The following is a 23,035-nucleotide window of genomic DNA, read 5'->3' on the forward strand; positions in this document are numbered from 1 at the left end:
TTTAAGGGGATTTCATTCGGCGGCGCAACTGCCGCCGCAGCGACGCGGCGGCGAAATGAGGTAAAGTAGCAGGTATGGCCATCTTCCCACTCGGAATACCATGAAGCACAACAGCAAGCGCTACGCCGCGGACGATGCGATACAGGCGGCCTTTACCCAGCAGTTGCAGCGCGGGATCACGCTGAGATCGGCATTGCATCAGGCGTTAACGCTGCTGGTGACCGGCGGAGAGCTGCCCTATCTGGCCAGGCTGCCGCCCAGCCGGGGACTGGCGGCGCGGCTGGCGGTGTCGCGCGATACCGTCGAACAGACCTATGCGCGGCTGGAGGCGGAGGGCTATATCGCCCGCGCCGTCGGGCGCGGCAGCGTGGTCTGCCATCAGCCCGACAGGCTGCTCGGCCGCGAGCTGCTGGCGGCCGGGCAGGCCAAAGACGAGCGATTGGCGGAGCCTGAGCTGAGCGCGCACGGTCGGGCGCTGTTGAGCGCCCGCCATGCGCCGCATACCCGGCGCAGCGCCTCGCTGACCCCGTCGCTGCCCGATCTGCGGGCGTTTCCCATCGACAGCTGGCTACAGCTGGAAAAGCAGGCGCTCAGGCGGTACGGCGAGCGCATGCTCGGCTACGCCGATCCGCAGGGGGTGGCGGAGCTGCGAACGGCGATCGCGCAGTACCTGCAGCGCGAACGCGGGGTTAAAGCGAGCGCGGAGCAGGTGATCGTGGTCACCAGCTCGCAGCAGGCGCTGTCTTTGTGCACTCAGGTGCTGTTTGACCCCGGCGATGCGGTGTTCGTTGAAGAGCCGGGCTATCAGGGCGCCAAAAAGCTGGTGCAGTCGGCGGGGCTGGTAGCCCGGCCGATTGGCGTCGACGCGTGCGGTCTGGACGTCGAGCGCCTGATTCAGACGCCCGGCGGCGGGCGGGGCGTTTATATCACCCCCTCGCATCATTATCCTCTGGGGCATTCGCTGAGCCTCGAGCGGCGCCTGAGGCTGCTGGAATGGGCGCGGCGCGAACGCGCCTGGGTCATCGAAGACGACTATGACAGCGAATTCAACTATGACCGGCAGCCCAAGGCGGCGCTGCAGGGATTGGACCGCGACGGGCGCACCTTGTATATCGGCACCTTCAGCAAGACGCTGTTTCCGGGGTTGCGCATCGGTTTTATGATCGTGCCGCCGCCGCTGATCGCGCCGATGGTGGCCGCCAAGCAGTTCCAGGACGGCTATACCTCGGCGCTGACGCAAACCACGCTGCTCAGGTTCCTGCATGACGGTTTCTATGCCGAGCACCTGCGGAATATGCGCCGGCTGTATAAGGCGCGGCTGGATATACTGCACGCCGCAGTGCACCGCCAGCTTGGCGACTGGACGCAGCCGACGCTGCCGCAGGGCGGGCTGCAGCTGGTGTGCCCGCTGGCCGATGCGGCGACGGAGCGGCGGTTGATCGCGGCGGCCGCGGCGCAGGGCATGCAGCTGTACGGACTGGCGGATTTTTACACCGAACGGCCGCGGCACGGCGCGCTGGTGCTGGGGTTTTCGGCCTACGCGCCGGACGAAATCACGCAGTTCATCAGCCGGCTGGCGCAGATCTTCAGCGCAATGCCGACGGAATCGGCGGGCTGAAATTGGTCTGCTCGCCGTTGTAAATTGGTCCGTATTCCATCGCCAACGGCCGGTGTATCCTCTGGGTATTCGATTATTTCCCCAATGGAAATAATATCTTACTATCCGTGAGGCACCATGAACCCATCAAACAATCAAGTGCTGATCCGCAGAGTGAGCGGTGACGATAAACGCCAATGGCTGGCGTTGTGGCAGGGCTATCTGCATTTTTACCGCGCCGACCTGGCTCCGCAGGTGAGCGATGTCACCTTTGAGCGGCTGTGCAACGATGCGCAGGTCCACGGCCTGGTGGCGGAAGGGCCGGACGGTCAGCTTTCGGGGCTGATGAATCTGGTGTTCCATCCGTCGACCTGGAGCGCCGCCGGCTATTGCTATATCGAAGATCTGTACGTGTCGCCGCAGGCCCGCGGCCAAAAGGTCTCTGAAAAGCTGTTTGAGCAGGCCTATCGGCTGGCCGAACAGCGCGGCAGCGATCGGGTTTACTGGATGACGCAGGAATACAACGCGCCGGCGCGTTCGCTGTACGACAAGATCGGCAAGCGAAGCTCGTTCATCGTTTATACCCGTTAACCGCATTCAGGGAGCAAGCCTATGAGAACCAATCAGCATGGTCAGCCGGTGGGGGAGCCGCTGGCGGACTGGCGCCCGGCGCGCCGCCCGCAAGGCGTTACTACGCTCGGCGGGCGTTTTTGCCGGCTGGCGCCGCTCGATCCGCAGCGGGACAGCGCCGCACTGTTCGCCGCCTTTCAGCAGGCGCCGGACGGCCGCGACTGGACCTATCTGCCGGTGGAGCGGCCGGAAAGCCCTGCGGCGATGCGGCAGCACTTGAACAACCTGCAGGCCAACGACGCGCTGGTCAACTTTACGGTGTTCGACGCCGCCAGCGGTGCGCCGGTGGGCACGGTGGCGTTTATGCGCATCGATGAGGCCAACGGCGTGCTGGAGATCGGCCACGTCAGCTGGTCGCCGGCGATGAAGCGGCGTTCGAGCGCCACCGAAGCCATTGCGCTGATGCTGCGCCATGCCTTCGACGAACTGGGTTATCGCCGCTGTGAATGGAAATGCGACAGCCATAATGCGCCGTCCAAACAGGCCGCGCTGCGCTTCGGCTTCAGCTACGAGGGCTGCTTCCGGTATGCGGTGATCGTCAAGGGCCGCAGCCGGGATACCGACTGGTTCGCCATCACCGGCGATCGCTGGCCGGCGATCGGCGCGGCGTTCGAACGTTGGCTGAGCGCGGATAACTTCGATGCGCAGGGGCGGCAGAAGCAGCGCCTGCAGGCGTTGAGAAACTAACAAAAAGGCGGCCTGCGGGCCTAATGCTTGTCAGTTAGCATTTTTCTGCGGGCGTTGGTGAAGTTTGCGGTCGATAAAGGTGAGATGCGCCATGAGGATCACGCGTCTCGACCGAGGTTGTTAAGGGCATTTCCTGTTACTCAGGGGGCGTTTCCTGAGCGTTTCAGCATTTATTACTGACGAGGAATATGGTTTATGTAAAGAGCACATTGAAATAACGCTCTAATCGTATCATCGAACAGATGGAGAATTAGCGAGCAAGGAATCAATGGTAGCAGAAAGGTGTTAGTTCCTAGCAGATAATAATCTTTCGATCGGTAGTTGTATCTGGAGCGATGGCGGCAGATCACATGAATTATATCGTCAGAGGTTGGGAGTTCTATTAATCTTAAAGACTCCGGTATGGGGGCTGGAGAGGCCAGCATCCATTGTTACCCGAGATCGAAAGTCACCTGGCACGGCATTAACTACAACTACGGTTGTACACAGTAAAACCAACCACAATAAAGGGATTTAGTATGGCAACAGAGGAAGGTTTAAGGGTTGTACTTTCGCCGGTTCAACTGGCGGCGGTCATGTCAGACCGGAGCGTCACCGAGGGGGAAACCCTAAGCAATCGCCTATTTGGCGGGTTGGGGCTTGCTGGTGGGGTTGTCGAACTCATAGGTGCCGGCGCGATGTGCTATGCACCGGACCCCACATTTTTAACCAAAGTCGGCTGCATCGTTGTTGGTACCCACAGCCTGGACAGCATCAAAGCCGCCTCCAATCAGATCATCACCGGCCAACCGACAATCACTGATACCTACCAATCGGCTGTCGTACTGGCTAAAACGTTGGGAGCGGATGAGGATACGGCATACAACGTGGGGCTTACCGTGGATATTGCCGTGCCGTTGGTTTTTGCTGTGGCAATAGGTGCAGCTCGTGCAGCTTCCGTTCGTATCGGGCATGTGAAGCTGATAGAACATGAATCTGTCCCCGGGATAAAAGGAGGTGGCCATACAATTGGAAAGCACGTTGCCAGAACACAGGAGGAACTACTCGGGCGTTTGGCGAAGAGTCCGGCCATGCAGTCCGCATCAACGTTTAGCGATTTGCGTACTGCCGAACAGGTGATAAGTCGAACGTTAAGGCTCAATAAGGCGTTAATTAAGCGGTGGGCACAACATTCAGCATCGGCTAACGTGCTTGAGCTAACGCACAATGCGGGTAAAGCTATTGGTTTTGGTTACAGACAAGGAAGTTCCATTAAGTTAACTTCCAACTCCGTACGCGTGGTCTTACTCAAAAAAGTGTACAACGGTAAGCCCTATTACATTTTGACCGCCTACCCAATTATCAGATAAGGCAATTATGGCATCTCAAACACCTAACCTTGGTACCCTTGTCCGTGTTTTTTTTGGGCAGGATTATGATTTGTTTGGAGAATCTGTAGAAGAGATCCTTGAGTCTTATAGGGACACTGAAAACGTTGTGACTGTGCAAAAAACGGTGAATGAAGCCCAAATGCTGCTGGGTTTGTATCCAGAAGAGAAGCAACTTGAAGTTGCCTTTACAAACCTGGCTGAAGGGGAGTTTTCACCTACGGCATGGGGGTACTCTGTACGAGCTTTCCTCGAAAAAATCATCCAGACATTGAGTGAAATACATGGGTAACTTTCCGCGCGCGAGCACCTGATACATATTTATTTCGAGCAGGATTACTACTAAGTTAAGCCCACCTTGCAAGTGGGCTTTTGAGTAGCCATCCCTTCGCTTGCTGATGTGCCCAGACGTTGTTTGCCACCGCTGGAATGTTCACGCGGGGTCAGCCCCAGGCAGACGACAATGCGGTAGCAGAGAAATGCGGAATATTTACGGCAATTCCGCCTGTACGGAGCGTACAGAAATTGGATAAAAAAATGCCAGTCAGGTTTAACTGACCGGCATTAGCCTGCGGGCCGCCTTTTTTCTCGGGCAGGGAAAGCTTACTTCAGCTCGTCAACCATGGCGGCGGCGCGGCCGATATAGTTGGCCGGGGTCATTGCCTTCAGACGGGTTTTCTCGTCTTCCGGCAGCGCCAGGCCGTCGATAAACGCCTGCATGCCGGCGGCGTCCACGCGCTTGCCGCGGGTCAGCTCTTTCAGCTTCTCGTACGGCTTCTCTATGCCGTAGCGGCGCATCACGGTCTGGATCGGCTCGGCCAGCACTTCCCAGTTGTGATCCAGCTCGTCCAGCAGGTGCGCCTGGTTCACTTCCAGCTTGCTAATGCCTTTCATGGTCGCCTGATAGGCGATCAGCGCGTAGCCCAGGCCGACGCCCAGGTTGCGCAGCACGGTGGAGTCGGTCAGGTCGCGCTGCCAGCGGGAAACCGGCAGTTTGCTGGCCAGGTGGCCCAGCACCGCGTTGGCCAGGCCCAGGTTGCCTTCGGAGTTTTCGAAGTCGATTGGGTTGACCTTGTGCGGCATGGTGGACGAACCGATTTCACCGGCGATGGTCTTCTGCTTGAAGTGGTTCAGGGCGATGTAGCCCCAGATATCGCGGTCGAAGTCGATCAGGATGGTATTGAAACGCGCCACGCAGTCGAACAGCTCGGCGATGTAGTCGTGCGGCTCGATTTGGGTGGTGTACGGGTTCCAGGTAATGCCCAGCGAGCTGACGAAGCCTTCGCTGAACCGGTGCCAGTCCACTTCCGGGTAAGCGACGATGTGGGCGTTGTAGTTGCCGACCGCGCCGTTGATTTTACCCATGATCTCCACGCGCTCCAGCTGACGGAACTGGCGCTCCATGCGGTAGGCCACGTTGGCGAACTCTTTGCCGACGGTAGACGGGGTAGCCGGCTGGCCGTGGGTGCGCGACAGCAGCGGGATGTCGCGGTATTCCAGCGCCAGGCCCTTGATGGCGTCGATGATGCTGCGCCAGTGCGGCAGCACCACGTCCTGGCGCGCGGTTTGCAGCATCAGCGCGTGCGACAGGTTGTTGATGTCTTCCGAGGTGCAGGCGAAGTGGATGAATTCGGACACCGCGTGCAGGGCGGGGATCGCCGCCACTTTTTCCTTCAGGAAATACTCCACCGCTTTCACGTCGTGGTTGGTGGTGCGCTCGATGGTCTTGATGCGCTGCGCGTCTTCTTCGCTGAACTCGGCGACGATTTTGTCGAGGAAAGCGTTTGCGTCGGCGTCAAAAGCGGGAACTTCCTTGATTTCTGCGCAGGCGGCCAGTTTTTGCAGCCAACGTACTTCAACCTGCACGCGGAATTTCAGCAGACCGTATTCGCTGAAAATGGTGCGCAGTGCGCTGACTTTATCACCGTAGCGTCCATCAACGGGTGAAACGGCGGTCAGTGAGGATAATTCCATCGGTAGCAACTCCTGGGATCTATTAACAATGAGCAACGATATTTTGCGCCTGTTTGAACAGACGATTACGGGAAAACATTAACTGCAGGCGGCTGCCGCCAACCTGTTGCCACAGCACCGCGGCGCGGATGCCCGCCAGCAGGGTGGCGCGCACCTTGGCCTGCACCTGCGGATTCTGCAGGATCGCCGGTGAACCGGTGACCTGGATGCGCGGCCCGAGCGGGCTGACCACGTCGACATAAATGCCGGCCAGCGCGCTGATGATGGTGTCTGACTCGAGGTCAAAATGCGCCAGCTGGCGCTCAAGCTGGCCGAGGCGTTCGCCGAGCGTATTCATCGCCTGCTTGTTGGCGTTGAGCTTGCGCTCCAGCACCATCAGGCTGATGGTGTAGCGGGTCAGTTCGGCGCCCGGCCCTTTGTTGTTGGCGTTGAGCACGCCCATCAGCGTTTCGAGGCCAACCTTCAGCTTGCGCTCTTCGCCGCCGAATACCGCCAGCGTCGAAGGCGGGTCCATCTGCAGCAGGCTGCTCAGCGAGGTATGGAAGGCCTCGCGGTCGCATTGGCCTTCATGCGCCAACTGCTGCACCAGTCGCGCCGACTGGCTGATTCCAGCCATCGCCAGCGTGATGTCATAATAATTCTTCGCCACGATTACTCCTGTAAACGCTGTTAACGGTACATGGCTTACTGCATAAGGTTGCGCGTATCGAAAGGGTGACGGCGGCGGCCGCGGATCGGCGACGATCGGGCGTGGCTGTGACAACGATGACAACGAATGTTACAGATCATGCCACAAAATCGGGGCTAAACCCAGCGTCTAATACGCCGACACGGGGGCAGATTGGCCGCGCGGCGCGGAACTGCGCAAACATGCAGCGGAAATCCTCGGAACGGGGGGGCGAACTTATTGTTGCGGCAATGAATAAAGTTGAACGGCGGCATCTATACTGCCAACGTGACCCCTTAAAAAAGACCCCTTTATGCATGTAAAAAACAAGCAGCCGCTGCCGGCGGTAACGCTGGCGGCCATCGGCGTGGTGTACGGCGATATCGGTACCAGCCCGCTGTATACCCTGCGCGAGTGTCTGACCGCCGAAGAAGGCATCGCCATGACGCCGGCGTCGATCTACGGTTTTTTGTCGCTGATTTTCTGGCTGTTGACGCTGGTGGTGTCCATCAAATACGTCTGCTTCGTGATGCGCGCCGATAACGACGGCGAAGGCGGCGTGCTGACGCTGATGTCGCTGGCGGTGCGTCGGCTGGACTCGCGCTGGGTGCCGGCGGCGGTGCTCATCGGCCTGGTGGGCGGCAGCTTTTTCTATGGCGACGGGGTGATCACCCCGGCCATTTCGGTGCTTTCGGCCATTGAGGGGCTGCAGATTATCGCGCCGGAGCTGGACCGCTTTATCATCCCGCTGGCGATCCTGGTTCTGACCCTGCTGTTCGTGATCCAGAAGCGCGGCACCGGCAGCGTCGGCAAGCTGTTCGCGCCGGCGATGGTCGTCTGGTTTCTGACGCTGGCGCTGTTGGGCGTTGGCGGCATCCTGCGTCACCCCGAGGTGCTGCGGGCGTTGAATCCTTATTGGGCGGTTAATTTCTTTCTGGAATACCGGGCGGTATCGTTTTTTGCGCTGGGGATGGTGGTGCTGGCGGTAACCGGCGCCGAGGCGCTGTACGCCGATATGGGCCACTTCGGCAAAAAGCCGATACGCCTCGCCTGGTTTACCCTGGTGGCGCCGTCGCTGGTGCTGAACTATTTCGGCCAGGGCGCGCTGCTGCTGGTTAATCCGGCGGCGATCGATAACCCGTTTTTCCTGCTGGCGCCGAACTGGGCGCTGATCCCGTTATTGGTGATCGCCACGCTGGCGACGGTGATCGCCTCGCAGGCGGTGATCTCCGGCGTGTTCTCGCTAACGCGTCAGGCGGTGCGCCTGGGCTATCTGCCGCCGATGCGCATCATCTACACCTCCGATCAGGAGTCTGGCCAGATCTACATCCCGGTGGTTAACTGGCTGCTGTTCGCCGCGGTGCTGGTGGTGATCGTCAGCTTCAAGCATTCCGGCAACCTGGCTTCCGCGTATGGCATCGTGGTGACCGGCACCATGCTGTTGTCTTCTGTCTTGCTGAGCATCGTGGCGGTGAAAAACTGGGGCTGGCCGCGCTACTGGGGCGTGGCGATGCTGCTGGCGATGATGGCGGTCGACATTCCGCTGTTCGGCGCCAACCTGATCAAGCTGGTGTCCGGCGGCTGGTTGCCGGTGGCGTTGGGGTTGGTCATTTTGCTGATCATGCTGACGTGGAAAACCGAACGCTCGCGCTTGATCCGCCGGCTGCGCGACAATCAGGAGGGCCTGACCGCATTGATCGAATCGCTGGAGAAAGCGCCGCCGCAGCGGGTGCCGGGTACCGCGGTGTTCATGGAGCGCACGCCCCATGCGGTGCCGCTGGTGTTGCTGCATAACCTGAAGCACAACAAGGTGATGCACGAACGGGTGGTGCTGCTGACCATCACCACCACCGACATGCCCTATGTGCACAACGTGCAGCGGGTGACCATCGAGCAGCTGTCGTCGAGTTTCTGGCGCGTGGTGGCCAGCTACGGCTGGCGCGAGACGCCCAACGTCACCGACATTCTCTACCGCTGCGGGCTGGAGGGGATGAGTTTCACCATGAATGAAACCTCGTTCTTTATGTCGCGCGATACGCTGGTGTTGGGTAAACGGCCCTGGTATCTGCGGATACGCGGCCGGGTGTTCCAGCTGCTGCAACGCAACGCGCTGCGGGCGCCGGATCTGTTTGAGATCCCGCCCAATCGGGTGATAGAGCTGGGCGCGCAGGTGGAGTTCTGAATGAAAAAGGCGCTGCAATCACCGCAGCGCCTTTCGCATAGCGGGGGGCGAGCCGTTACTGCAGGCGTTGTTCGATGATGCCGCCGCCAAGGCAGACTTCACCCTGATAGAACACCGCAGACTGGCCTGGCGTGACGGCGGCCACCGGCTCGTCGAAGCGCACTTCGATGCGTTGATCGTCGAGCGGCGTAACGGTGCAGGGGATGTCCTGCTGGCGATAGCGGGTTTTCACCGTGCAGCGGAACGGGCCGCCGAGCGGCAGGCGATCGACCCAGTGCAGCTGTTGCGCGATCAGGCCGACCGACATCAGGCGCGGATGGTCGTGCCCCTGCGCCACCACCAGCACATTGTTGGCCACGTCTTTGTCCACCACGTACCAGGGATCTTCGCTGCTGTCTTTCATGCCGCCGATGCCCAGCCCCTTGCGCTGGCCGAGGGTGTGATACATCAACCCCTGGTGCTCGCCGACGGCCTGGCCGTCGACGCTGACGATCGGCCCCGGCTGCGCCGGCAGGTAGCGGCCGAGGAAGTCGCGGAACTTGCGCTCGCCGATAAAGCAGATGCCGGTGGAGTCTTTCTTCTTGGCGGTGACCAGCTCCAGCTGCTCGGCGATGCGGCGCACCTCCGGTTTTTCCAGCTCGCCGACCGGGAACAGGCTTTGCGCCACCTGCTCGTGGCCCAGCGTGTACAGGAAGTAGCTCTGATCCTTGTTGCCGTCGACGCCGCGCAGCAGGCGGCTTTTGCCGTCCACGTCCTGGCGGCGCACGTAGTGGCCGGTGGCGATAAAATCGGCCCCCAGATCTTCCGCGGCGAACTCCAGGAAAGCTTTGAATTTGATTTCTTTATTGCACAGGATGTCCGGGTTCGGCGTGCGGCCGGCCTTGTACTCTTCCAGGAACAGTTCGAATACGTTGTCCCAGTACTCCGCCGCGAAGTTTACCGTATGCAGTTCGATGCCCAGCTTGTCGCATACCGCTTGCGCGTCGGCCAGATCGGTCGCGGCGGAGCAGTATTCTTCGTCATCGTCCTCTTCCCAGTTTTTCATAAACAGCCCAGCGACCTGATAGCCCTGTTGCTGTAACAGATAGGCAGTAACGGAAGAGTCGACGCCGCCGGACATTCCGACGATTACTTTTTTCTGGCTGTTGTCTGACATGGGATTCTCACGAACTTGAACACGAACCGTGCTGATAAAAACAAGCGCAGGATTTTATCACGTCGGGCGGGCCTGCGCACTGCTCTTATTGTGCTTAGGCCGAGAACGGCCAGTCATGGCTGCCGACCAGCGACAGCGGGTAACGCTCCGGCTGTTGGTAGCTGCGAATGCTCTCCGCCACCAGCGCGGAACGCAGGTTGGGCGCCTGTAGAATTTCCTCGGCGCTCAGCCACAGGCAGCGGTCGATGTCGCTGTCGTGCGGCTCGGTCGGCAGCTGCCGCTCCAGTTCGATGACGAAACAGAAGCGCAGGAAAGGCGTGCGGTCCGGCGCGATCCACTGGTGCAACCGCAGGAACGACTGCGGCGTGGCGCGGATGCCGGTCTCTTCCCACAGCTCGCGCTCGGCGGCCTGCACCAGGGTTTCGTCGGCCTCGAGGTGGCCGGCCGGCTGGTTCCACAGGGCTTTGCGGTTGATGGTTTCTTCGACGATCAGGAATTTGCCGGCGGCGTGCACTACGCAGGCGACGGTGACGTGCGGTTTGAACATGGCGGCCCCTTACAGCGGTTTGTCGATGCGTTGGTAAATGTCATCCAGCTCGGCGATGCGGACTTTATAGCTCTGCGCCAGGCAGCCGGCGTCGCTGCCGCACAGCCTGCGTTGTTCCAGCCAGCCCTGCTGGCGGTCCTGCATCGCGCCGCGGGCGCCCATGGCGAACAGGCCGCGCAGGAATTGGTATTTGGTGGCCATTTCCACGTCCTTATCGCTCAGCGTGCGGCTGGCGCAAATCGCTTTCTCGTCGGCATTGACGGCTTTGGCGCAGTCGAAGCTGGCGGCCTGCGCCGCAGAGGCCAACAGCAGGCCGGTGAACAGTAGCGCGGTTAATGCTTTTTTCATGGCGGCTCCTTGGCGAACTACAGGGAATCAAGGCTTTTCCATTCACCGGGTTGCAGTTCACCCAATGAAAGATTACCCATACTGTAGCGAATCAGGCGCAGGGTAGGGAACCCGATATGCGCAGTCATGCGACGCACCTGGCGATTTCGCCCTTCGAACAGGGTGATTTTCAGCCAGGCGGTGGGGATGGATTTGCGCTCGCGAATTGGCGGGTTGCGCGGCCACAGCCAGTGCGGCTCGTCCACCCGCTCCACGCCGGCGGGCAGGGTGGGGCCGTCTTTCAGCGTGACGCCGCTGCGCAGCGGCGCCAAATCGCTGTCCTGCGGCGCGCCCTCCACCTGCACGAAATACACCTTGCCGGTGCGCTTGCCCGGCTGGGTCAGCTGCGCCTGCAGCTTGCCGTCGTTGGTGAGCACCAGCAGGCCTTCGCTGTCGCGATCCAGACGCCCGGCGGCGTAAACGTCGGGGAAGGGAATGAATTCTTTCAGCGTGGCGCGGCCGGCTTCGTCGGTGAACTGCGGCAGCACGTCGAAGGGTTTGTTGAATAACACCACCCGGCGCGGGCCGTGCGCCGCCGCGGGTTTGGCGGCATTGGGTTTGCTGAATCGTTTAACGCCGTGATTTCTAACAGGGAATTTTTTCATAACGGTTGAGATTACGGATGATAGGCGCATTATAACCGAATCCGTTTCGGATTGGCGCGGAGCGAATATTCAAGTAGTATCTACACGCATCTTACAAAGCATTAACAAAAATTGCGCTTGAAGGAGAGGTTGATGGAAAGCAAAGTAGTTGTTCCGGCAGAAGGTAAAAAGATTACGGTCGATGCCCAGGGTAAACTGGTTGTTCCGAATAACCCGATCATTCCGTTTATCGAAGGCGACGGCATTGGCGTTGACGTTACCCCTGCTATGATTCACGTGGTTGATGCGGCCGTGAAAAAGGCCTACCACGGCGAACGTAAAATCTCCTGGATGGAAATCTACACCGGCGAAAAATCCACTCACGTTTACGGGAAAGACGTGTGGCTGCCGGACGAAACCCTGGATCTGATCCGTGACTACCGCGTCGCCATCAAAGGCCCGCTGACTACCCCGGTCGGTGGCGGTATCCGCTCCCTGAACGTGGCGCTGCGCCAGCAGCTGGACCTGTATGTGTGTCTGCGTCCGGTGCGTTACTACCAGGGCACCCCAAGCCCGGTTAAACAGCCTGAGCTGACCGACATGGTGATCTTCCGCGAAAACGCCGAAGACATCTACGCCGGCATCGAGTGGAAAGCCGGTTCCGCCGAAGCGGACAAAGTGATCAAATTCCTGCGCGACGAAATGGGCGTGAAGAAAATCCGCTTCCCAGAGCAGTGCGGCATCGGCGTTAAGCCATGTTCTGAAGAAGGGACCAAGCGTCTGGTGCGTGCGGCGATCGAATACGCCATCACCAACGACCGCGATTCCGTGACCCTGGTTCACAAGGGCAACATCATGAAGTTCACCGAAGGTGCCTTCAAGGATTGGGGCTACGAGCTGGCGCGCGAAGAATTCGGCGGCGAGCTGATCGACGGCGGCCCATGGCTGAAGATCAAGAACCCGAACACCGGCAAAGAGATCGTGGTTAAAGACGTGATCGCCGACGCCTTCCTGCAGCAAATCCTGCTGCGCCCGGCGGAATACGACGTGATTGCCTGTATGAACCTGAACGGCGACTACATCTCCGACGCCCTGGCTGCCCAGGTTGGCGGCATCGGCATCGCGCCGGGCGCCAACATCGGCTCCGACTGCGCGCTGTTCGAAGCGACCCACGGCACCGCGCCTAAGTACGCCGGCCAGGACAAAGTGAACCCAGGCTCCATCATCCTGTCCGCAGAAATGATGCTGCGTCACCTGGGTTGGTTCGAAGCGGCTGATCTGATCGTTAAGGGCATGGAAGGCGCCATCGCCGCCAAGACCGTGACCTATGACTTCGAACGCCTGATGGATGGCGCTAAACTGCTGAAATGTTCAGAGTTTGGCGACGCTATCGTTAAGCACATGTAAGGGTGTTTTAGCGTCAAATGATAACGGGAGCCTCAGGGCTCCCTTTTTTATTCAATATAAAATATTGGCGTGGGCGTTATTTGACTGGCCTACTGGGAATTATCCATAAGGAAAGGGATATGAAAGTAACCTATTTAGGATGTAAAACCGGCGTTTCTTCATTGCTGTTGATCATTGGCGCATTGACGTTAACCGCAGGGGCCAAAGCCGCCTCCGCGCACCAAGCCGATCCGATTAACCAAGAGGTCGATGACCTTTTTGCTTCCCTCGAAAACAAAGCGGCCCCCGCTCCTGGCTCTGAGGCGAATGATTACGCCGCTCAGTTGCGATCCGCTATTGCACGTCATTTGAACGATGCCGACTCTTATGCCGGTAAACGTTGCGCCCTGAAGATTATGTTGGCTCCTGACGGGCTGTTGTTAAACGTACAGTCTGAAGGAGGGGATCCGGCGCTTTGCCGCGCCGCGGTCAAGGCGCTTACCCATGCTCGACTTCCCAAGCCCCCGACACCCGCAGTTTATGATACCTTTAAAACTAGCGTATTGGAGTTCCGCCCGCCAGGGGCTCAATAACAGCATTAACAGCAATACCGGAGTCTGCAATGAGGATTCGCCCTGCCACCGAGGCAGATGTTGCGGCATTGATCGCCATTGATAGCGTCGCACCCCAGGATGCGCATCGTCGCGTTCAGATCCGCCAATGGTGCATGGCAGGCAACTGCTACCTGGCTGAAGGCGAAGAAGGGCAGTTGATGGCCTATGGCGTGCTGAACGGCCACTTCTTCGGCTGCGGCTTTATCGAAATGCTGATGGTCGCCGCAGGCGGCAGGCGCCATGGCACGGGGGCCAGGATGATAGCCGCATTGATCTCCCGTTGCCCCCAGCCCAAGCTGTTCACCTCAACCAACCGTTCGAATTTGCCTATGCGGGCGCTGCTCCTGAAGGCCGGATTTATCGAAAGCGGCTATATTGAAAACCTCGATGAAAACGATCCCGAACTGGTGTTTTTTTACCCGCGCAGAGGCGCGTAAAACTGACCTCGCCATGGCCGCTATCTTCCCGCCACATTTTTATCTTGCCTCATCCGCTCCGCACCTTGATTTCAATTGAGAATCATTTTCATTTTCCCCGGGATAAGCTAAAATTCGGCAGTACTTTCAACAGGACGTTGCCATGTTCAAGCCACTGATGCTTTCAATCGCTCTGGCGCTTTGCGCCTGTACGGCTTCCAACGCCCCCCAGGGGCCTAAGCCGAAACCCATATCCCGGCTGAATCCGAATTATCCCGTCTATGCCGTTGACAATAAGATCGAGGGCTATGTCAAACTGCGGTACGACGTAGGCGCTGATGGCAAAGTCAGCGAAGTCAGGATATTGGATGCACAGCCGCGGGGATTGTTTGAAGACAAAGTCATCGCCGCCATGGCCCAGTGGCGCTTTGAGAAGAACCAGCCTTATAAGGACGTTGATATGACCGTGCGATTCAAGATGGCGTCGGCCGAGATGCTGTGAATAACGCCGGGAGATCCTCCCGGCTTTTCTTTGCTACCGACCATTTTCGACGCGCTTAGCTGGCGTCGGGGTGGTTTTTGCCTTCCTCGATAAACTCTTCGTCGATTTCATCGGTGGTTTCTTTGCTGTCGCGCCCGGAAAGGATATTCCAGCAGGCGATGAACAGCGCGGCGATCAACGGGCCGATGACGAAGCCGTTAATGCCGTAAATCTCCATGCCGCCCAATGTAGAAATCAGGATCAGGTAGTCCGGCATTTTGGTGTCCTTGCCGACCAGCAGCGGGCGCAGAATATTATCCACCAGCCCGATAATCACCACGAAGAAGCCGACCAGGAACAGGCCTTTCCACAGCATGCCGCTGGCGAAGAAATAGATTGCCGCCGGCACCCAGATAATCGCCGAGCCCACCGCAGGGATGATCGACAGGAAAGCCATCAGCGCGCCCCACAGCAGGCTGCCGTCGATGCCGGTAAAGTAAAACGCCAGGCCGCCGAGCGCGCCTTGCACTATCGCCACCACCACCGTGCCTTTAACGGTAGCGCGCGAAACGGCGGCGAACTTGACGAACAGGTGGTGTTTAACATGCTCGGACAGCGGCAGGGCTTCGAGCGCCAGGTTGACCAGATACGGGCCGTCCTTCAGCAGGAAGAACAGCAGATACAGCATCACGCCGAAGCCGACGAAGAAATTGAAGGTGCCCTTGCCGATCAGGAATACGCTGCCGGCCAGGTATTGCCCGCCTTTGAGCGCCACTTCGGAAAGCTGTTTCTGGATATCCGCCGCATTGTCGAGGTTGTGTTCCGCCAGGAAATGGCGCGCCCAGCCCGGAAGATGCTGCAGGACCTCGGCCAGAATAACCGGCAGCTGGGTATCGTTATTTTGCAGCTTGGTGTAGATGACGTTGAATTCCATCGCCAGCGAAGAGGCGATGATCGCCAACGGCGTAAATACGATCAGGCAGATCACCGCGACCGTCAACAGCGATACCAGCCCGTTTCTCTCACCCAGATATTGTTTAAGCTTTTTCTTCAGCGGGTGGAAAATCACCGCCAGGATAATGGCCCACAGCACGGAGGAGTAGTAGGGGCCCAGTACGTCCAGAAATGCGGCCGTCACGATAAAAAGGATCAGAATAAAAAATCCCTTTGAAATACCTTTAGACATCATATTCATCCCTCAAATGATAAATCCGCCAATCATCGGCGCTAACTGCCAGCAACCCTATCATCACCAACGCTTAACCGGTAGCGGATTTTTTTTCGCCGGAGCCCCGGAGAATTCTAGTGGATAGCCGGAATTATTGCAGTGAAACAGCGAAGTTTACCCGATTGGCGGCGGGAGCCGTTGATGGGCTTCCGGGATTAACCATTAACAAATTTTATGGTTTTTGTTTCATTTTGTGAAGCGCGCTTGATGATGCGGCCGGTGTTACCTAAGTTTTAACTGGATCACATTTCTTTGAAACAACCAAGAGGGTATGCAAGTGACTGAACACAAGCGACTGAAGATCATCGAGAAGGCGGTATTGATCGTCTTTGCCGGCCTGCTGATCTATCTGGCGGCGACCGGCGCGCTGTCATTATCCGGTTTGGATCACCACTGGCCGTATCCTTCCAGATAGCAGATGCATCATTCGCCAGGGAATAATTAAGCTTTCTTATAAAAATAACCGCAGGCCCCGCACTCGATGTTGCTTCCTCTTCTTTTCACTCAGGCTTTGGCCTGTGACGCGAACGCCAGCGCAGCGCCCGCCACGGCGGCCGCCAACACCAGCGCGGCGGGAGCGGACCAACCGGCATAGGCGACGATGGCGCTCAGCGCCAGCGGCCCGATCACCTGGCCGAGGTAGTTGCCCTGCATCACCAGCCCCAAACTCAGCGGAATCAACGTCGGATCCGGTGACGCCGCCGGCGTCGCCGCCAGAAGGGTGGCGGGCAGCATGCCGGCGATGGCGCAAAACACGAAACACAGCGGGATCAGCACAGTGGCCGGCGTGGCGCTAAGAAAAATGCCGGCTCCGGTTATCCCCATCAACAGGCTGGTGGCGGCCAGCAGGGTTCTGGCGCGCAGGCCGCGCGACAGCAGCAACCCGGCGCTGAGATTGCCGATGATATTCACCGCGACGATCGCCGCGCTGACGCCGCCGGCGGCGGTGAGCGTCAGGCCGACGCGTTGCATCAGGAAGATTGGCAGAAAGGTCATCACCGAGAAAAACTGCAGGTTATAAGCGGTGAACATCAGCGCCAGCAGCGCGGGCTGCCGCGCACGCAGGATGCGGCCCAGCGCCTGGCGCAGCAGGAACGGGGCGGCGGATGGCGCGATGCTCGGGCTGCGGCGGGTGGTCAGCGGCAGCAGCAGCGCCGTCAGCAGCGTCAGGGCGCCGCCGGCCAGCCAACTCTGCTGCCAGCCGGTGAAGTGCGGGCCGAAAAACAGCGAAATGGCGATGCCGGCCGGCATAAAGGTGCTCCAGATGCCGAACACCAGGTTGCGCCGCTGCGGATCAACCACCCGGGTGAGCACCGCCGGTGAAGCGACAACCACGATCACGAAGCCAATCCCTTCGATAAAGCGCGTGGCGATCAGCCCGTTAAAGCCGTGCAGCGCGGCGCCGGCGAAGCTGGCGGCGCTGACGATCAGCAGCCCGAGTATCAGCAGGCGTCGGTCGCCCCAGCGCCGCACCAGCAGGCCGGCAACGATGCCGCCGAATACGCCGACGAACGGAAAGGCCGAGATGACCCAACTCAGCGACTCCAGCGAACGGCCGAACTCCCGCTGCAGTTCCGGCAGGGCGATGGTTGCCTTGCCCACGTGCAGGGCGGCGGCAATGCCGGCGAACAGCACGTTCGCCACGGCGGCCCATTGGGTGGCGGGCGTCAGGCGAACAGAGTCCAGCGCTTCAGGTTTTATGGCGGTCATGGCAATCTCCGGGGCGGTGAAATGCAGACTATGCGCCGGGAACGCGGCTGCGGCAGTTCAATTATTGCTCTGCCGGCCGGCACAACCTTACATTTCGAGCTTTATTGGCGTTTGATCCGCCGATTCAGACCATTGCGAGTAGCGTCGGATAAGATAAGACGGGCTGCCTATATCAAGGAGAAGAGCATGTACAGCCGGCCAGGTACGCGCCAACTCACATAACCGGCCACGGCGGGTTTCTTGCCGGCGGCCAGTTATGATAATTTTTCATCAAATCCATCATGGAGACGATGATGTCAGGTAAAAAAACCACGATGGCGGCTATCGCCAGAGAAGCGCGGGTCGGCATCGCCACCGTCGATCGGGTCATGAACCGGCGCTCGCCGGTACGTCCGGCGACGGAGCGGCGGGTGATTGAAGCGGCGAAAAAGCTGGGGTTTGCGTTGGAAAAGTCCCATTACCTGTCGGCGCTGGCGGGGCCGCCTGAACGGCGGCTGAAGATGGGATTTATCCTGTTGCGCCGGGAACACTCGTTTTATGCCCAATTGGCCGACGCCCTGTTGGCGCAGGCAAGCCCTTATCATGAGCCGGGGCAGCCGCCGCAGTTCGTTTTTCAGGATATCAACGCCGTCGGCGAAACCGCCGCCGCCATTACGCGGCTCAGCCGTGAGGTGGAGGTCATCGGGGTGCTGGCGCTGGATAACGCGCTGATCCGTTATGCGGTGGAAGAGGCCTGCCGGGCGGGGACGAAAGTTTTCGCGCTGCTGTCGGATCTCTCGGTGCACGGCCGCGCCGGCTTTATCGGCCTGGACAATCAGCAGGCCGGCCGCACCGCCGCCTGGGCGGTGGATCGCCTGTGTCGCCGCCAGGGTGAGGTGGGGGTGATCATCGGCGATAATCGCTTTCTGTGTCAGGAGGCCTGCGAAAGCAGCTTTCGCTCCTACCTGCGCGAGCAGATGAGCGGCCAGCGCGTGCTGGAACCGGTGCGCAGCCATGAGGATGCGGAAACCGCGCACCGGGTGACGCATGAGATGCTGCAGCGGCACCCCGAACTGGTGGCGCTGTATGCGCCGAGCGGCGGCGTTGAGGGTATCTTCCGGGCGCTGCGCGAGAGCGGCCGGCAGCAGGATGTGATGCTGGTTTGCCACGGCCCGGTGGCCGGCGCGGAAATGGCGTTGATCGACGGCACCCTGGATCTGATGCTGTCTCACCGCATCGCCGAGTTCGCCGCCGCCATCATCGATACCTTCGTCGCCGCGGCCGCCAACGGCGAGCAGGGCGGGCAGCTGCAGGTACTCAACCGTTTCGATCTCATCACTAAAGAAAACCTCTGAACCGCAGATAGTCGGCCTGGCGTCCAGGCCGCTTGGCGTCTCGGTTTGATTGAAAACTATCATTTAAACTATCAAAATTAACGCGATCTCCATCAAAAAATGAAAGTTTCATCGTTGTCGGTTTCGAAATATTTGTTTGATACTGCCGCCATGTTTTCCCCATAAGGAACCGCCGAGATGAACCTGCCAATCGCCAATGCGCCCTGCAGTTGGGGCGTGGACGACCCGAAAAATCCCTATTTGCCGCCTTACGCCAAGGTGCTGCAGGAGGCGGCCGCCGCCGGCTACCGCAGCATTGAGCTGGGTCCCTGGGGCTATTTGCCCACCGAAACCGCGGCGTTGAGCGCCGCGTTGCGGCGGCAGGGGCTGTCGCTGGTGGCCGGCACCATTTTTGACGATCTGGTCAGCGAAGAGAATTTCGCCTCTATCCTCGCCCTGACCCACAACATTTGCCGCAACCTGTCGCAGGCGCCCCAGGCGCGGGGCGCGGCCGGTGAAAATACGCCGCCCTATCTGGTGATTATCGATTTCGGCGACCCGCAGCGCGCCAGGTTCGCCGGGCAGCCCGCCCTGGCGCCGCGCGTGTCGGCCGCGGATTGGCAAAGGATGATCGGGCATATCAAGCGCATCAGCGACATTGCCCGGCTCGAATACGGCGTGCGGGCGGTCGTGCATCCGCACGCCGGCGGCTGCATCGAGTTCGCCGATGAAATCGACCGGCTGGCGGCGGATATTCCGCATCGGACCGCCGGGCTTTGCCTGGATACCGGGCACCTGTATTACTCCGGCATGGATCCGGCCACCTGGCTGGAGAAGCATTTCGCGCGCCTCGATTACCTGCATTTCAAGGATGTCGATCCGCAGGTCTACCCAGAGGTGCTGAAGCGCGGGGTGGATTTCTTCACCGCCTGCGCCGAAGGCGTAATGTGCCCGCTGGGCACAGGGGCGATCGACTACCCGCAGCTGCGGGCGTTGCTGGCGCGGCGCGGTTATCGGGGCTGGATCACCATCGAACAGGAGCGCGATCCGCGCAATGTGCAGGGCAGCCTGCGTGACGTGACCGAGAGCCTGGGCTACCTGCGCAGCGTCGGTTTTTAATCGGGAGACACAGCATGATCAACGGCAGCAAACCTCTGGCAAGATCCCTGCGCTGGGGCATGGTCGGCGGCGGCGGCACCAGCCAGATTGGCTATATTCATCGCTCGGCCGCACTGCGCGACGGCACCTTCACCCTGGCGGCGGGGGCGTTCGATATCGACGCGCAGCGCGGCCGCCGCTTCGGGCAAAGCCTGGGCGTGGCGGCGGACCGCTGCTATGCGGATTACGCCGCGCTGTTTCGCGAAGAGGCCGCCAGGCCGGACGGCATTGAGGCGGTGTCGATCGCCACGCCCAACAATACCCATTACGCCATCTGCCGGGCGGCGCTCGAGGCCGGCCTGCACGTGGTGTGCGAAAAGCCGCTGTGTTTCACCGTGGAACAGGCGCAAACCCTGGAAGCGCTCTGCCGGCAGCACAACAAAATCCTGGGCGTGACTTACGGCTATGCCGGGCATCAGCTGATCCTGCAGGCCCGGCAGATGATCGCCGAAGGTCGGTTGGGGGATATCCGCATCGTCAATATGCAGTTTTCCCACGGTTTTCACGCCGAGCCGGTGGAGCTGGAGAACCCCAGCACCCGCTGGCGGGTGGATCCGCATTTTGTCGGCCCCAGCTACGTGCTGGGCGATCTGGCTACCCATACGCTGTTTCTGGCGGAGACCATGGCGCCGCAGCTCAACATCCGGCGGCTGATGTGCGCCCGGCAGAGCTTTGTGAAATCGCGCGCGCCGCTGGAAGACAACGCTTACGTGCTGATGGAGTACGACAACGGCGCCGTGGGGTCGCTGTGGTGTTCCGCGGTCAACTGCGGCTCGATGCACGGGCAGAAAATACGGATCGTCGGCTCGAAGGCCAGCCTGGAATGGTGGGACGAACAGCCCAACCAGCTGCGCTTTGAAGTGCAGGGTGAACCGGTGAGGATCCTGGAGCGCGGCATGTCTTACCTCGATCCGGCGGCATTGGCCGACGACCGCATCGGCGGCGGACATCCGGAGGGGCTGTTCGAGGCCTGGTCGAATCTGTATCGGCGCTTTGCGCTGGCGATGGACGCCACCGACAGGCGGGATGCGGCTTTCCTGGCGGACTTCTGGTACCCCGACGTGCACGCCGGCACCCTGGGCGTGCGCTGGGTGGAAAACTGCGTGCGCTCAGCCGATGCCGGCGCCGGCTGGGTGACGTTCGGCTGAGCGGCGCCGGAGCCCAGCTTTGTCTCCTTAATAAGTCAGAGGGTTTCTGTTAAGTTAACCGCTGACGTCATCAAAAAGGAGAGCAGGATGTTAGAGCAATATTACCCGAGCAATATGGGCTCCAAACCGGTCACGGACGAGCAGCATAAGAGGCTGGTGGCGGTGCAGGCGGCGCTGGAGTTGATCAAGGCCACCTTGTCCGACACCAACGACGGCAACGGGGTGGATTTCCAGCTGAAGGCGGCGGAGAAACACATTGGCCCGATGGCCGACGCCATTCAGGAAGCATTGAAGTAACCCTTTATCCTGGTGAAAAACCGCCCGCGTGAACTGCACCCCAAAAGTTGGACACCCAACTGAGTAAGGTGCAGTTTTTTATGAGCAAATATTCTCTTAGCTTTAAGCTTCAGGTCGTGCAGCACTATCTTTCCGGGCTGGAAGGGCAGAAGGCGACGGCAAAGCGCTTTGGTATCGACCACAGCGCCGTTCGTAAGTGGTCTGTTGCCTGGAAACTTCATGGTGAAGCCGGACTGATTACCCGACATTTCATCTATTCTCCTGCTTTCAAAGAGTCCGTTATCCTGCATATGCGTGAACGCCAGATGTCTGTTCGCGAAGCCTGTGCAAAGTTCACTATCCCTGCTTTTTCCTCGGTTTGTCAGTGGAAACGACTGTATGATGAAGGCGGTATAGAAGCCCTCACAGACAATCGTCGCAGGAAAAAAACGATGCCGGAAATCTCTGGAAATAAGTCAGTACTCCCTTCCAAAGACTCGCTTAGCTCGGACGAACGTGAAGAACTTGAGCAGCTACGCGTTGAGGTGGCCTATTTAAAAAAGCTGCAGGCCTTACTCAGGGAAAAGAACACACCAAAGCGCGAGATAAAACGCAGGTCGTGAATGAGTTAAGGCTGCTGTTTCCTCTGGCTCGCTTACTGAAAGCTGCCGGATTAGCCAGAAGTACTTTTTACTGGCAGATGACGAGCGGCAAAAAGGAAGACAAATACGCCGACGATAAGCGTCAGATTTTGACGCTATTTCATAAGCATAAAGGACGGTATGGATACCGCAGGATAACGCTTGCCGTTCGCCGGGAAGGAAGTCAGCTGAATCATAAAACGGTTCAAAGGCTGATGCAGCAGTTGGCGTTAACATCCTGTATCAGAAGGAAGAAATATACCTCCTACAAAGGTCATTATGGCAAAGCCGCAGGCAATGTTCTGAACCGCCAGTTCAGCGCGGACAAACCGAACCAGAAGTGGGTAACTGACGTTACTGAATTTAAAATTAACGGTGAAAAACTCTATTTATCACCGGTTCTTGACCTGTACAACGGTGAGATCGTCGCGTATCAGATGGAAGCTCGTCCGCATCTATCGATGGTGGACGATATGCTGACTAAGGCACAGTCAGTGCTGAGTGAAGGTGAACATCCGCTGCTGCATTCAGATCAGGGCTGGCAGTATCAGATGGGGCACTATCAGAAACGGCTCAGGGACGCAGGGTTGAAACAGAGCATGTCCCGCAAAGGAAACTGCTATGACAATGCGGTGATGGAAAGCTTCTTTGGCACGCTGAAGGTGGAATGCCTGTATCTGGAAGAGCATAAAAGTATCAGTGAATTACGCGTAGCTATTGACGAATATATCGACTATTACAATCACGAAAGAATAAAACAGAAATTAAAAGGCCTGAGTCCGGTAGAGTACCGAACCCAGGCTCAGATAGCCGCCTAATATAAACCGTCCAACTTTATGGGGTCAGTTCACGCGGGCGGTTTTTTTGTGTCTTCGCGTCGGCAAGA

Annotated in this window: 24 protein-coding genes; 16 read left to right on the plus strand and 8 right to left on the minus strand. The window is 59.1% G+C overall.

The window, feature by feature from the left end; translation table 11 throughout:
- Positions 1 to 100: 100 nt before the first annotated feature.
- From D7I37_RS18180 to D7I37_RS18200, 5 genes are all read left to right on the plus strand, one after another.
- Positions 101 to 1,618, plus strand: a complete 1,518-nt coding sequence (locus D7I37_RS18180; RefSeq protein ID WP_129544134.1) for a PLP-dependent aminotransferase family protein — start codon at positions 101 to 103, stop codon at positions 1,616 to 1,618.
- 117 nt (positions 1,619 to 1,735) lie between these two features.
- The gene (locus D7I37_RS18185; protein WP_061795389.1) at positions 1,736 to 2,188 is read left to right on the plus strand and encodes an N-acetyltransferase; all 453 of its coding nucleotides are present in this window, start codon (positions 1,736 to 1,738) and stop codon (positions 2,186 to 2,188) included.
- Positions 2,189 to 2,209: 21 nt separating this feature from the next.
- Positions 2,210 to 2,914, plus strand: a complete 705-nt coding sequence (locus tag D7I37_RS18190) for a GNAT family N-acetyltransferase (RefSeq protein ID WP_061795390.1) — start codon at positions 2,210 to 2,212, stop codon at positions 2,912 to 2,914.
- 518 nt (positions 2,915 to 3,432) lie between these two features.
- Positions 3,433 to 4,263, plus strand: coding sequence for an RNase A-like domain-containing protein (locus tag D7I37_RS18195; protein ID WP_129544135.1), 831 nt, complete (start codon positions 3,433 to 3,435; stop codon positions 4,261 to 4,263).
- A 7-nt stretch (positions 4,264 to 4,270) separates the two neighbouring features.
- Complete coding sequence (locus tag D7I37_RS18200) at positions 4,271 to 4,573, plus strand: contact-dependent growth inhibition system immunity protein (RefSeq protein WP_129544136.1); 303 nt, start codon at positions 4,271 to 4,273, stop codon at positions 4,571 to 4,573.
- Between the two features lie 311 nt (positions 4,574 to 4,884).
- On the opposite strand, the gene purB is transcribed toward D7I37_RS18200, so the two are convergent.
- A complete protein-coding gene (gene purB / locus D7I37_RS18205; RefSeq protein WP_061795391.1) occupies positions 4,885 to 6,255 on the minus strand; it encodes an adenylosuccinate lyase in 1,371 nt (456 codons plus the stop codon).
- A 22-nt stretch (positions 6,256 to 6,277) separates the two neighbouring features.
- The gene (gene hflD, locus D7I37_RS18210; RefSeq protein ID WP_061795392.1) at positions 6,278 to 6,904 is read right to left on the minus strand and encodes a high frequency lysogenization protein HflD; all 627 of its coding nucleotides are present in this window, start codon (positions 6,902 to 6,904) and stop codon (positions 6,278 to 6,280) included.
- A 331-nt stretch (positions 6,905 to 7,235) separates the two neighbouring features.
- Here hflD and kup point away from each other — a divergent pair, with 331 nt between their 5' ends.
- Positions 7,236 to 9,104 (plus strand): low affinity potassium transporter Kup, encoded by a 1,869-nt coding sequence (gene kup / locus D7I37_RS18215; protein ID WP_129544137.1) that lies wholly within the window; start codon positions 7,236 to 7,238, stop codon positions 9,102 to 9,104.
- Between the two features lie 55 nt (positions 9,105 to 9,159).
- On the opposite strand, the gene mnmA is transcribed toward kup, so the two are convergent.
- The 4 genes from mnmA to rluE form a co-directional block, all read right to left on the minus strand.
- Positions 9,160 to 10,260: a tRNA 2-thiouridine(34) synthase MnmA gene (gene mnmA / locus D7I37_RS18220; RefSeq protein WP_061795394.1), complete on the minus strand. Its 1,101-nt coding sequence runs from the start codon at positions 10,258 to 10,260 to the stop codon at positions 9,160 to 9,162.
- A gap of 94 nt (positions 10,261 to 10,354) precedes the next feature.
- Positions 10,355 to 10,807: an NUDIX hydrolase gene (locus tag D7I37_RS18225; protein WP_061795395.1), complete on the minus strand. Its 453-nt coding sequence runs from the start codon at positions 10,805 to 10,807 to the stop codon at positions 10,355 to 10,357.
- A gap of 9 nt (positions 10,808 to 10,816) precedes the next feature.
- Positions 10,817 to 11,155, minus strand: a complete 339-nt coding sequence (locus D7I37_RS18230; RefSeq protein WP_129544138.1) for a lysozyme inhibitor LprI family protein — start codon at positions 11,153 to 11,155, stop codon at positions 10,817 to 10,819.
- Between the two features lie 17 nt (positions 11,156 to 11,172).
- A complete protein-coding gene (gene rluE, locus D7I37_RS18235; RefSeq protein WP_129544139.1) occupies positions 11,173 to 11,799 on the minus strand; it encodes a 23S rRNA pseudouridine(2457) synthase RluE in 627 nt (208 codons plus the stop codon).
- 132 nt (positions 11,800 to 11,931) lie between these two features.
- On the opposite strand from rluE, the gene icd reads away from it, so the two are divergent.
- The 4 genes from icd (at position 11,932) to D7I37_RS18255 (ending at position 14,696) form a co-directional block, all read left to right on the plus strand.
- Positions 11,932 to 13,185: an NADP-dependent isocitrate dehydrogenase gene (gene icd, locus D7I37_RS18240; RefSeq protein WP_061795398.1), complete on the plus strand. Its 1,254-nt coding sequence runs from the start codon at positions 11,932 to 11,934 to the stop codon at positions 13,183 to 13,185.
- Between the two features lie 119 nt (positions 13,186 to 13,304).
- A complete protein-coding gene (gene tolA, locus D7I37_RS18245) occupies positions 13,305 to 13,757 on the plus strand; it encodes a cell envelope integrity protein TolA (RefSeq protein ID WP_061795399.1) in 453 nt (150 codons plus the stop codon).
- A gap of 29 nt (positions 13,758 to 13,786) precedes the next feature.
- Entirely contained in the window at positions 13,787 to 14,215 is a 429-nt protein-coding gene (locus D7I37_RS18250; RefSeq protein WP_129544140.1) for a GNAT family N-acetyltransferase, read from the plus strand.
- Positions 14,216 to 14,357: 142 nt separating this feature from the next.
- The gene (locus D7I37_RS18255) at positions 14,358 to 14,696 is read left to right on the plus strand and encodes a TonB family protein (RefSeq protein WP_061795401.1); all 339 of its coding nucleotides are present in this window, start codon (positions 14,358 to 14,360) and stop codon (positions 14,694 to 14,696) included.
- Between the two features lie 55 nt (positions 14,697 to 14,751).
- Here D7I37_RS18255 and D7I37_RS18260 read toward each other — a convergent pair whose 3' ends face one another.
- A complete protein-coding gene (locus tag D7I37_RS18260; RefSeq protein ID WP_095100118.1) occupies positions 14,752 to 15,864 on the minus strand; it encodes an AI-2E family transporter in 1,113 nt (370 codons plus the stop codon).
- A 316-nt stretch (positions 15,865 to 16,180) separates the two neighbouring features.
- Here D7I37_RS18260 and D7I37_RS27075 point away from each other — a divergent pair, with 316 nt between their 5' ends.
- A complete protein-coding gene (locus tag D7I37_RS27075) occupies positions 16,181 to 16,318 on the plus strand; it encodes a hypothetical protein (protein WP_165283112.1) in 138 nt (45 codons plus the stop codon).
- An 89-nt stretch (positions 16,319 to 16,407) separates the two neighbouring features.
- Here the strand turns inward: D7I37_RS27075 and D7I37_RS18265 are convergent, their stop codons facing one another.
- Positions 16,408 to 17,613: a CynX/NimT family MFS transporter gene (locus D7I37_RS18265; protein WP_095097139.1), complete on the minus strand. Its 1,206-nt coding sequence runs from the start codon at positions 17,611 to 17,613 to the stop codon at positions 16,408 to 16,410.
- 293 nt (positions 17,614 to 17,906) lie between these two features.
- Here D7I37_RS18265 and D7I37_RS18270 point away from each other — a divergent pair, with 293 nt between their 5' ends.
- From D7I37_RS18270 to D7I37_RS18290, 5 genes are all read left to right on the plus strand, one after another.
- On the plus strand, positions 17,907 to 18,947 hold the full coding sequence (locus D7I37_RS18270; RefSeq protein WP_061795403.1) for a LacI family DNA-binding transcriptional regulator: 1,041 nt from the start codon (positions 17,907 to 17,909) through the stop codon (positions 18,945 to 18,947).
- A 177-nt stretch (positions 18,948 to 19,124) separates the two neighbouring features.
- The gene (locus tag D7I37_RS18275) at positions 19,125 to 20,045 is read left to right on the plus strand and encodes a TIM barrel protein (RefSeq protein WP_129544141.1); all 921 of its coding nucleotides are present in this window, start codon (positions 19,125 to 19,127) and stop codon (positions 20,043 to 20,045) included.
- Between the two features lie 14 nt (positions 20,046 to 20,059).
- On the plus strand, positions 20,060 to 21,232 hold the full coding sequence (locus D7I37_RS18280; RefSeq protein ID WP_061795405.1) for a Gfo/Idh/MocA family protein: 1,173 nt from the start codon (positions 20,060 to 20,062) through the stop codon (positions 21,230 to 21,232).
- 87 nt (positions 21,233 to 21,319) lie between these two features.
- Positions 21,320 to 21,529 carry a hypothetical protein gene (locus D7I37_RS18285; RefSeq protein ID WP_061795406.1) on the plus strand — a complete coding sequence of 70 codons (210 nt, stop codon included), beginning with the start codon at positions 21,320 to 21,322 and terminating at the stop codon, positions 21,527 to 21,529.
- A gap of 80 nt (positions 21,530 to 21,609) precedes the next feature.
- Positions 21,610 to 22,967, plus strand: a protein-coding gene (locus D7I37_RS18290) for an IS3 family transposase (RefSeq protein ID WP_129543185.1) whose coding sequence is annotated in 2 segments (ribosomal slippage) — positions 21,610 to 22,072 and positions 22,072 to 22,967 — 1,359 coding nt in all. Because the reading frame shifts where the segments join, the coding sequence is not laid out codon by codon here.
- The last annotated feature ends 68 nt before the right edge of the window (positions 22,968 to 23,035 follow it).

The sequence above is a fragment of the Serratia sp. 1D1416 genome (assembly GCF_003641105.1).
Taxonomy (GTDB): domain Bacteria; phylum Pseudomonadota; class Gammaproteobacteria; order Enterobacterales; family Enterobacteriaceae; genus Serratia; species Serratia ficaria.

Coding starts and splice junctions, on each gene's coding strand:
- D7I37_RS18180 (WP_129544134.1), top strand. CDS start 101: ATGAAGCACAACAGCAAGCGCTACGCCGCGGACGATGCGATACAGGCG.
- D7I37_RS18185 (WP_061795389.1), top strand. CDS start 1,736: ATGAACCCATCAAACAATCAAGTGCTGATCCGCAGAGTGAGCGGTGAC.
- D7I37_RS18190 (WP_061795390.1), top strand. CDS start 2,210: ATGAGAACCAATCAGCATGGTCAGCCGGTGGGGGAGCCGCTGGCGGAC.
- D7I37_RS18195 (WP_129544135.1), top strand. CDS start 3,433: ATGGCAACAGAGGAAGGTTTAAGGGTTGTACTTTCGCCGGTTCAACTG.
- D7I37_RS18200 (WP_129544136.1), top strand. CDS start 4,271: ATGGCATCTCAAACACCTAACCTTGGTACCCTTGTCCGTGTTTTTTTT.
- purB (WP_061795391.1), bottom strand. CDS start 6,255: ATGGAATTATCCTCACTGACCGCCGTTTCACCCGTTGATGGACGCTAC.
- kup (WP_129544137.1), top strand. CDS start 7,236: ATGCATGTAAAAAACAAGCAGCCGCTGCCGGCGGTAACGCTGGCGGCC.
- mnmA (WP_061795394.1), bottom strand. CDS start 10,260: ATGTCAGACAACAGCCAGAAAAAAGTAATCGTCGGAATGTCCGGCGGC.
- D7I37_RS18225 (WP_061795395.1), bottom strand. CDS start 10,807: ATGTTCAAACCGCACGTCACCGTCGCCTGCGTAGTGCACGCCGCCGGC.
- D7I37_RS18230 (WP_129544138.1), bottom strand. CDS start 11,155: ATGAAAAAAGCATTAACCGCGCTACTGTTCACCGGCCTGCTGTTGGCC.
- rluE (WP_129544139.1), bottom strand. CDS start 11,799: ATGAAAAAATTCCCTGTTAGAAATCACGGCGTTAAACGATTCAGCAAA.
- icd (WP_061795398.1), top strand. CDS start 11,932: ATGGAAAGCAAAGTAGTTGTTCCGGCAGAAGGTAAAAAGATTACGGTC.
- tolA (WP_061795399.1), top strand. CDS start 13,305: ATGAAAGTAACCTATTTAGGATGTAAAACCGGCGTTTCTTCATTGCTG.
- D7I37_RS18250 (WP_129544140.1), top strand. CDS start 13,787: ATGAGGATTCGCCCTGCCACCGAGGCAGATGTTGCGGCATTGATCGCC.
- D7I37_RS18255 (WP_061795401.1), top strand. CDS start 14,358: ATGTTCAAGCCACTGATGCTTTCAATCGCTCTGGCGCTTTGCGCCTGT.
- D7I37_RS18260 (WP_095100118.1), bottom strand. CDS start 15,864: ATGATGTCTAAAGGTATTTCAAAGGGATTTTTTATTCTGATCCTTTTT.
- D7I37_RS18265 (WP_095097139.1), bottom strand. CDS start 17,613: ATGACCGCCATAAAACCTGAAGCGCTGGACTCTGTTCGCCTGACGCCC.
- D7I37_RS18270 (WP_061795403.1), top strand. CDS start 17,907: ATGTCAGGTAAAAAAACCACGATGGCGGCTATCGCCAGAGAAGCGCGG.
- D7I37_RS18275 (WP_129544141.1), top strand. CDS start 19,125: ATGAACCTGCCAATCGCCAATGCGCCCTGCAGTTGGGGCGTGGACGAC.
- D7I37_RS18280 (WP_061795405.1), top strand. CDS start 20,060: ATGATCAACGGCAGCAAACCTCTGGCAAGATCCCTGCGCTGGGGCATG.
- D7I37_RS18285 (WP_061795406.1), top strand. CDS start 21,320: ATGTTAGAGCAATATTACCCGAGCAATATGGGCTCCAAACCGGTCACG.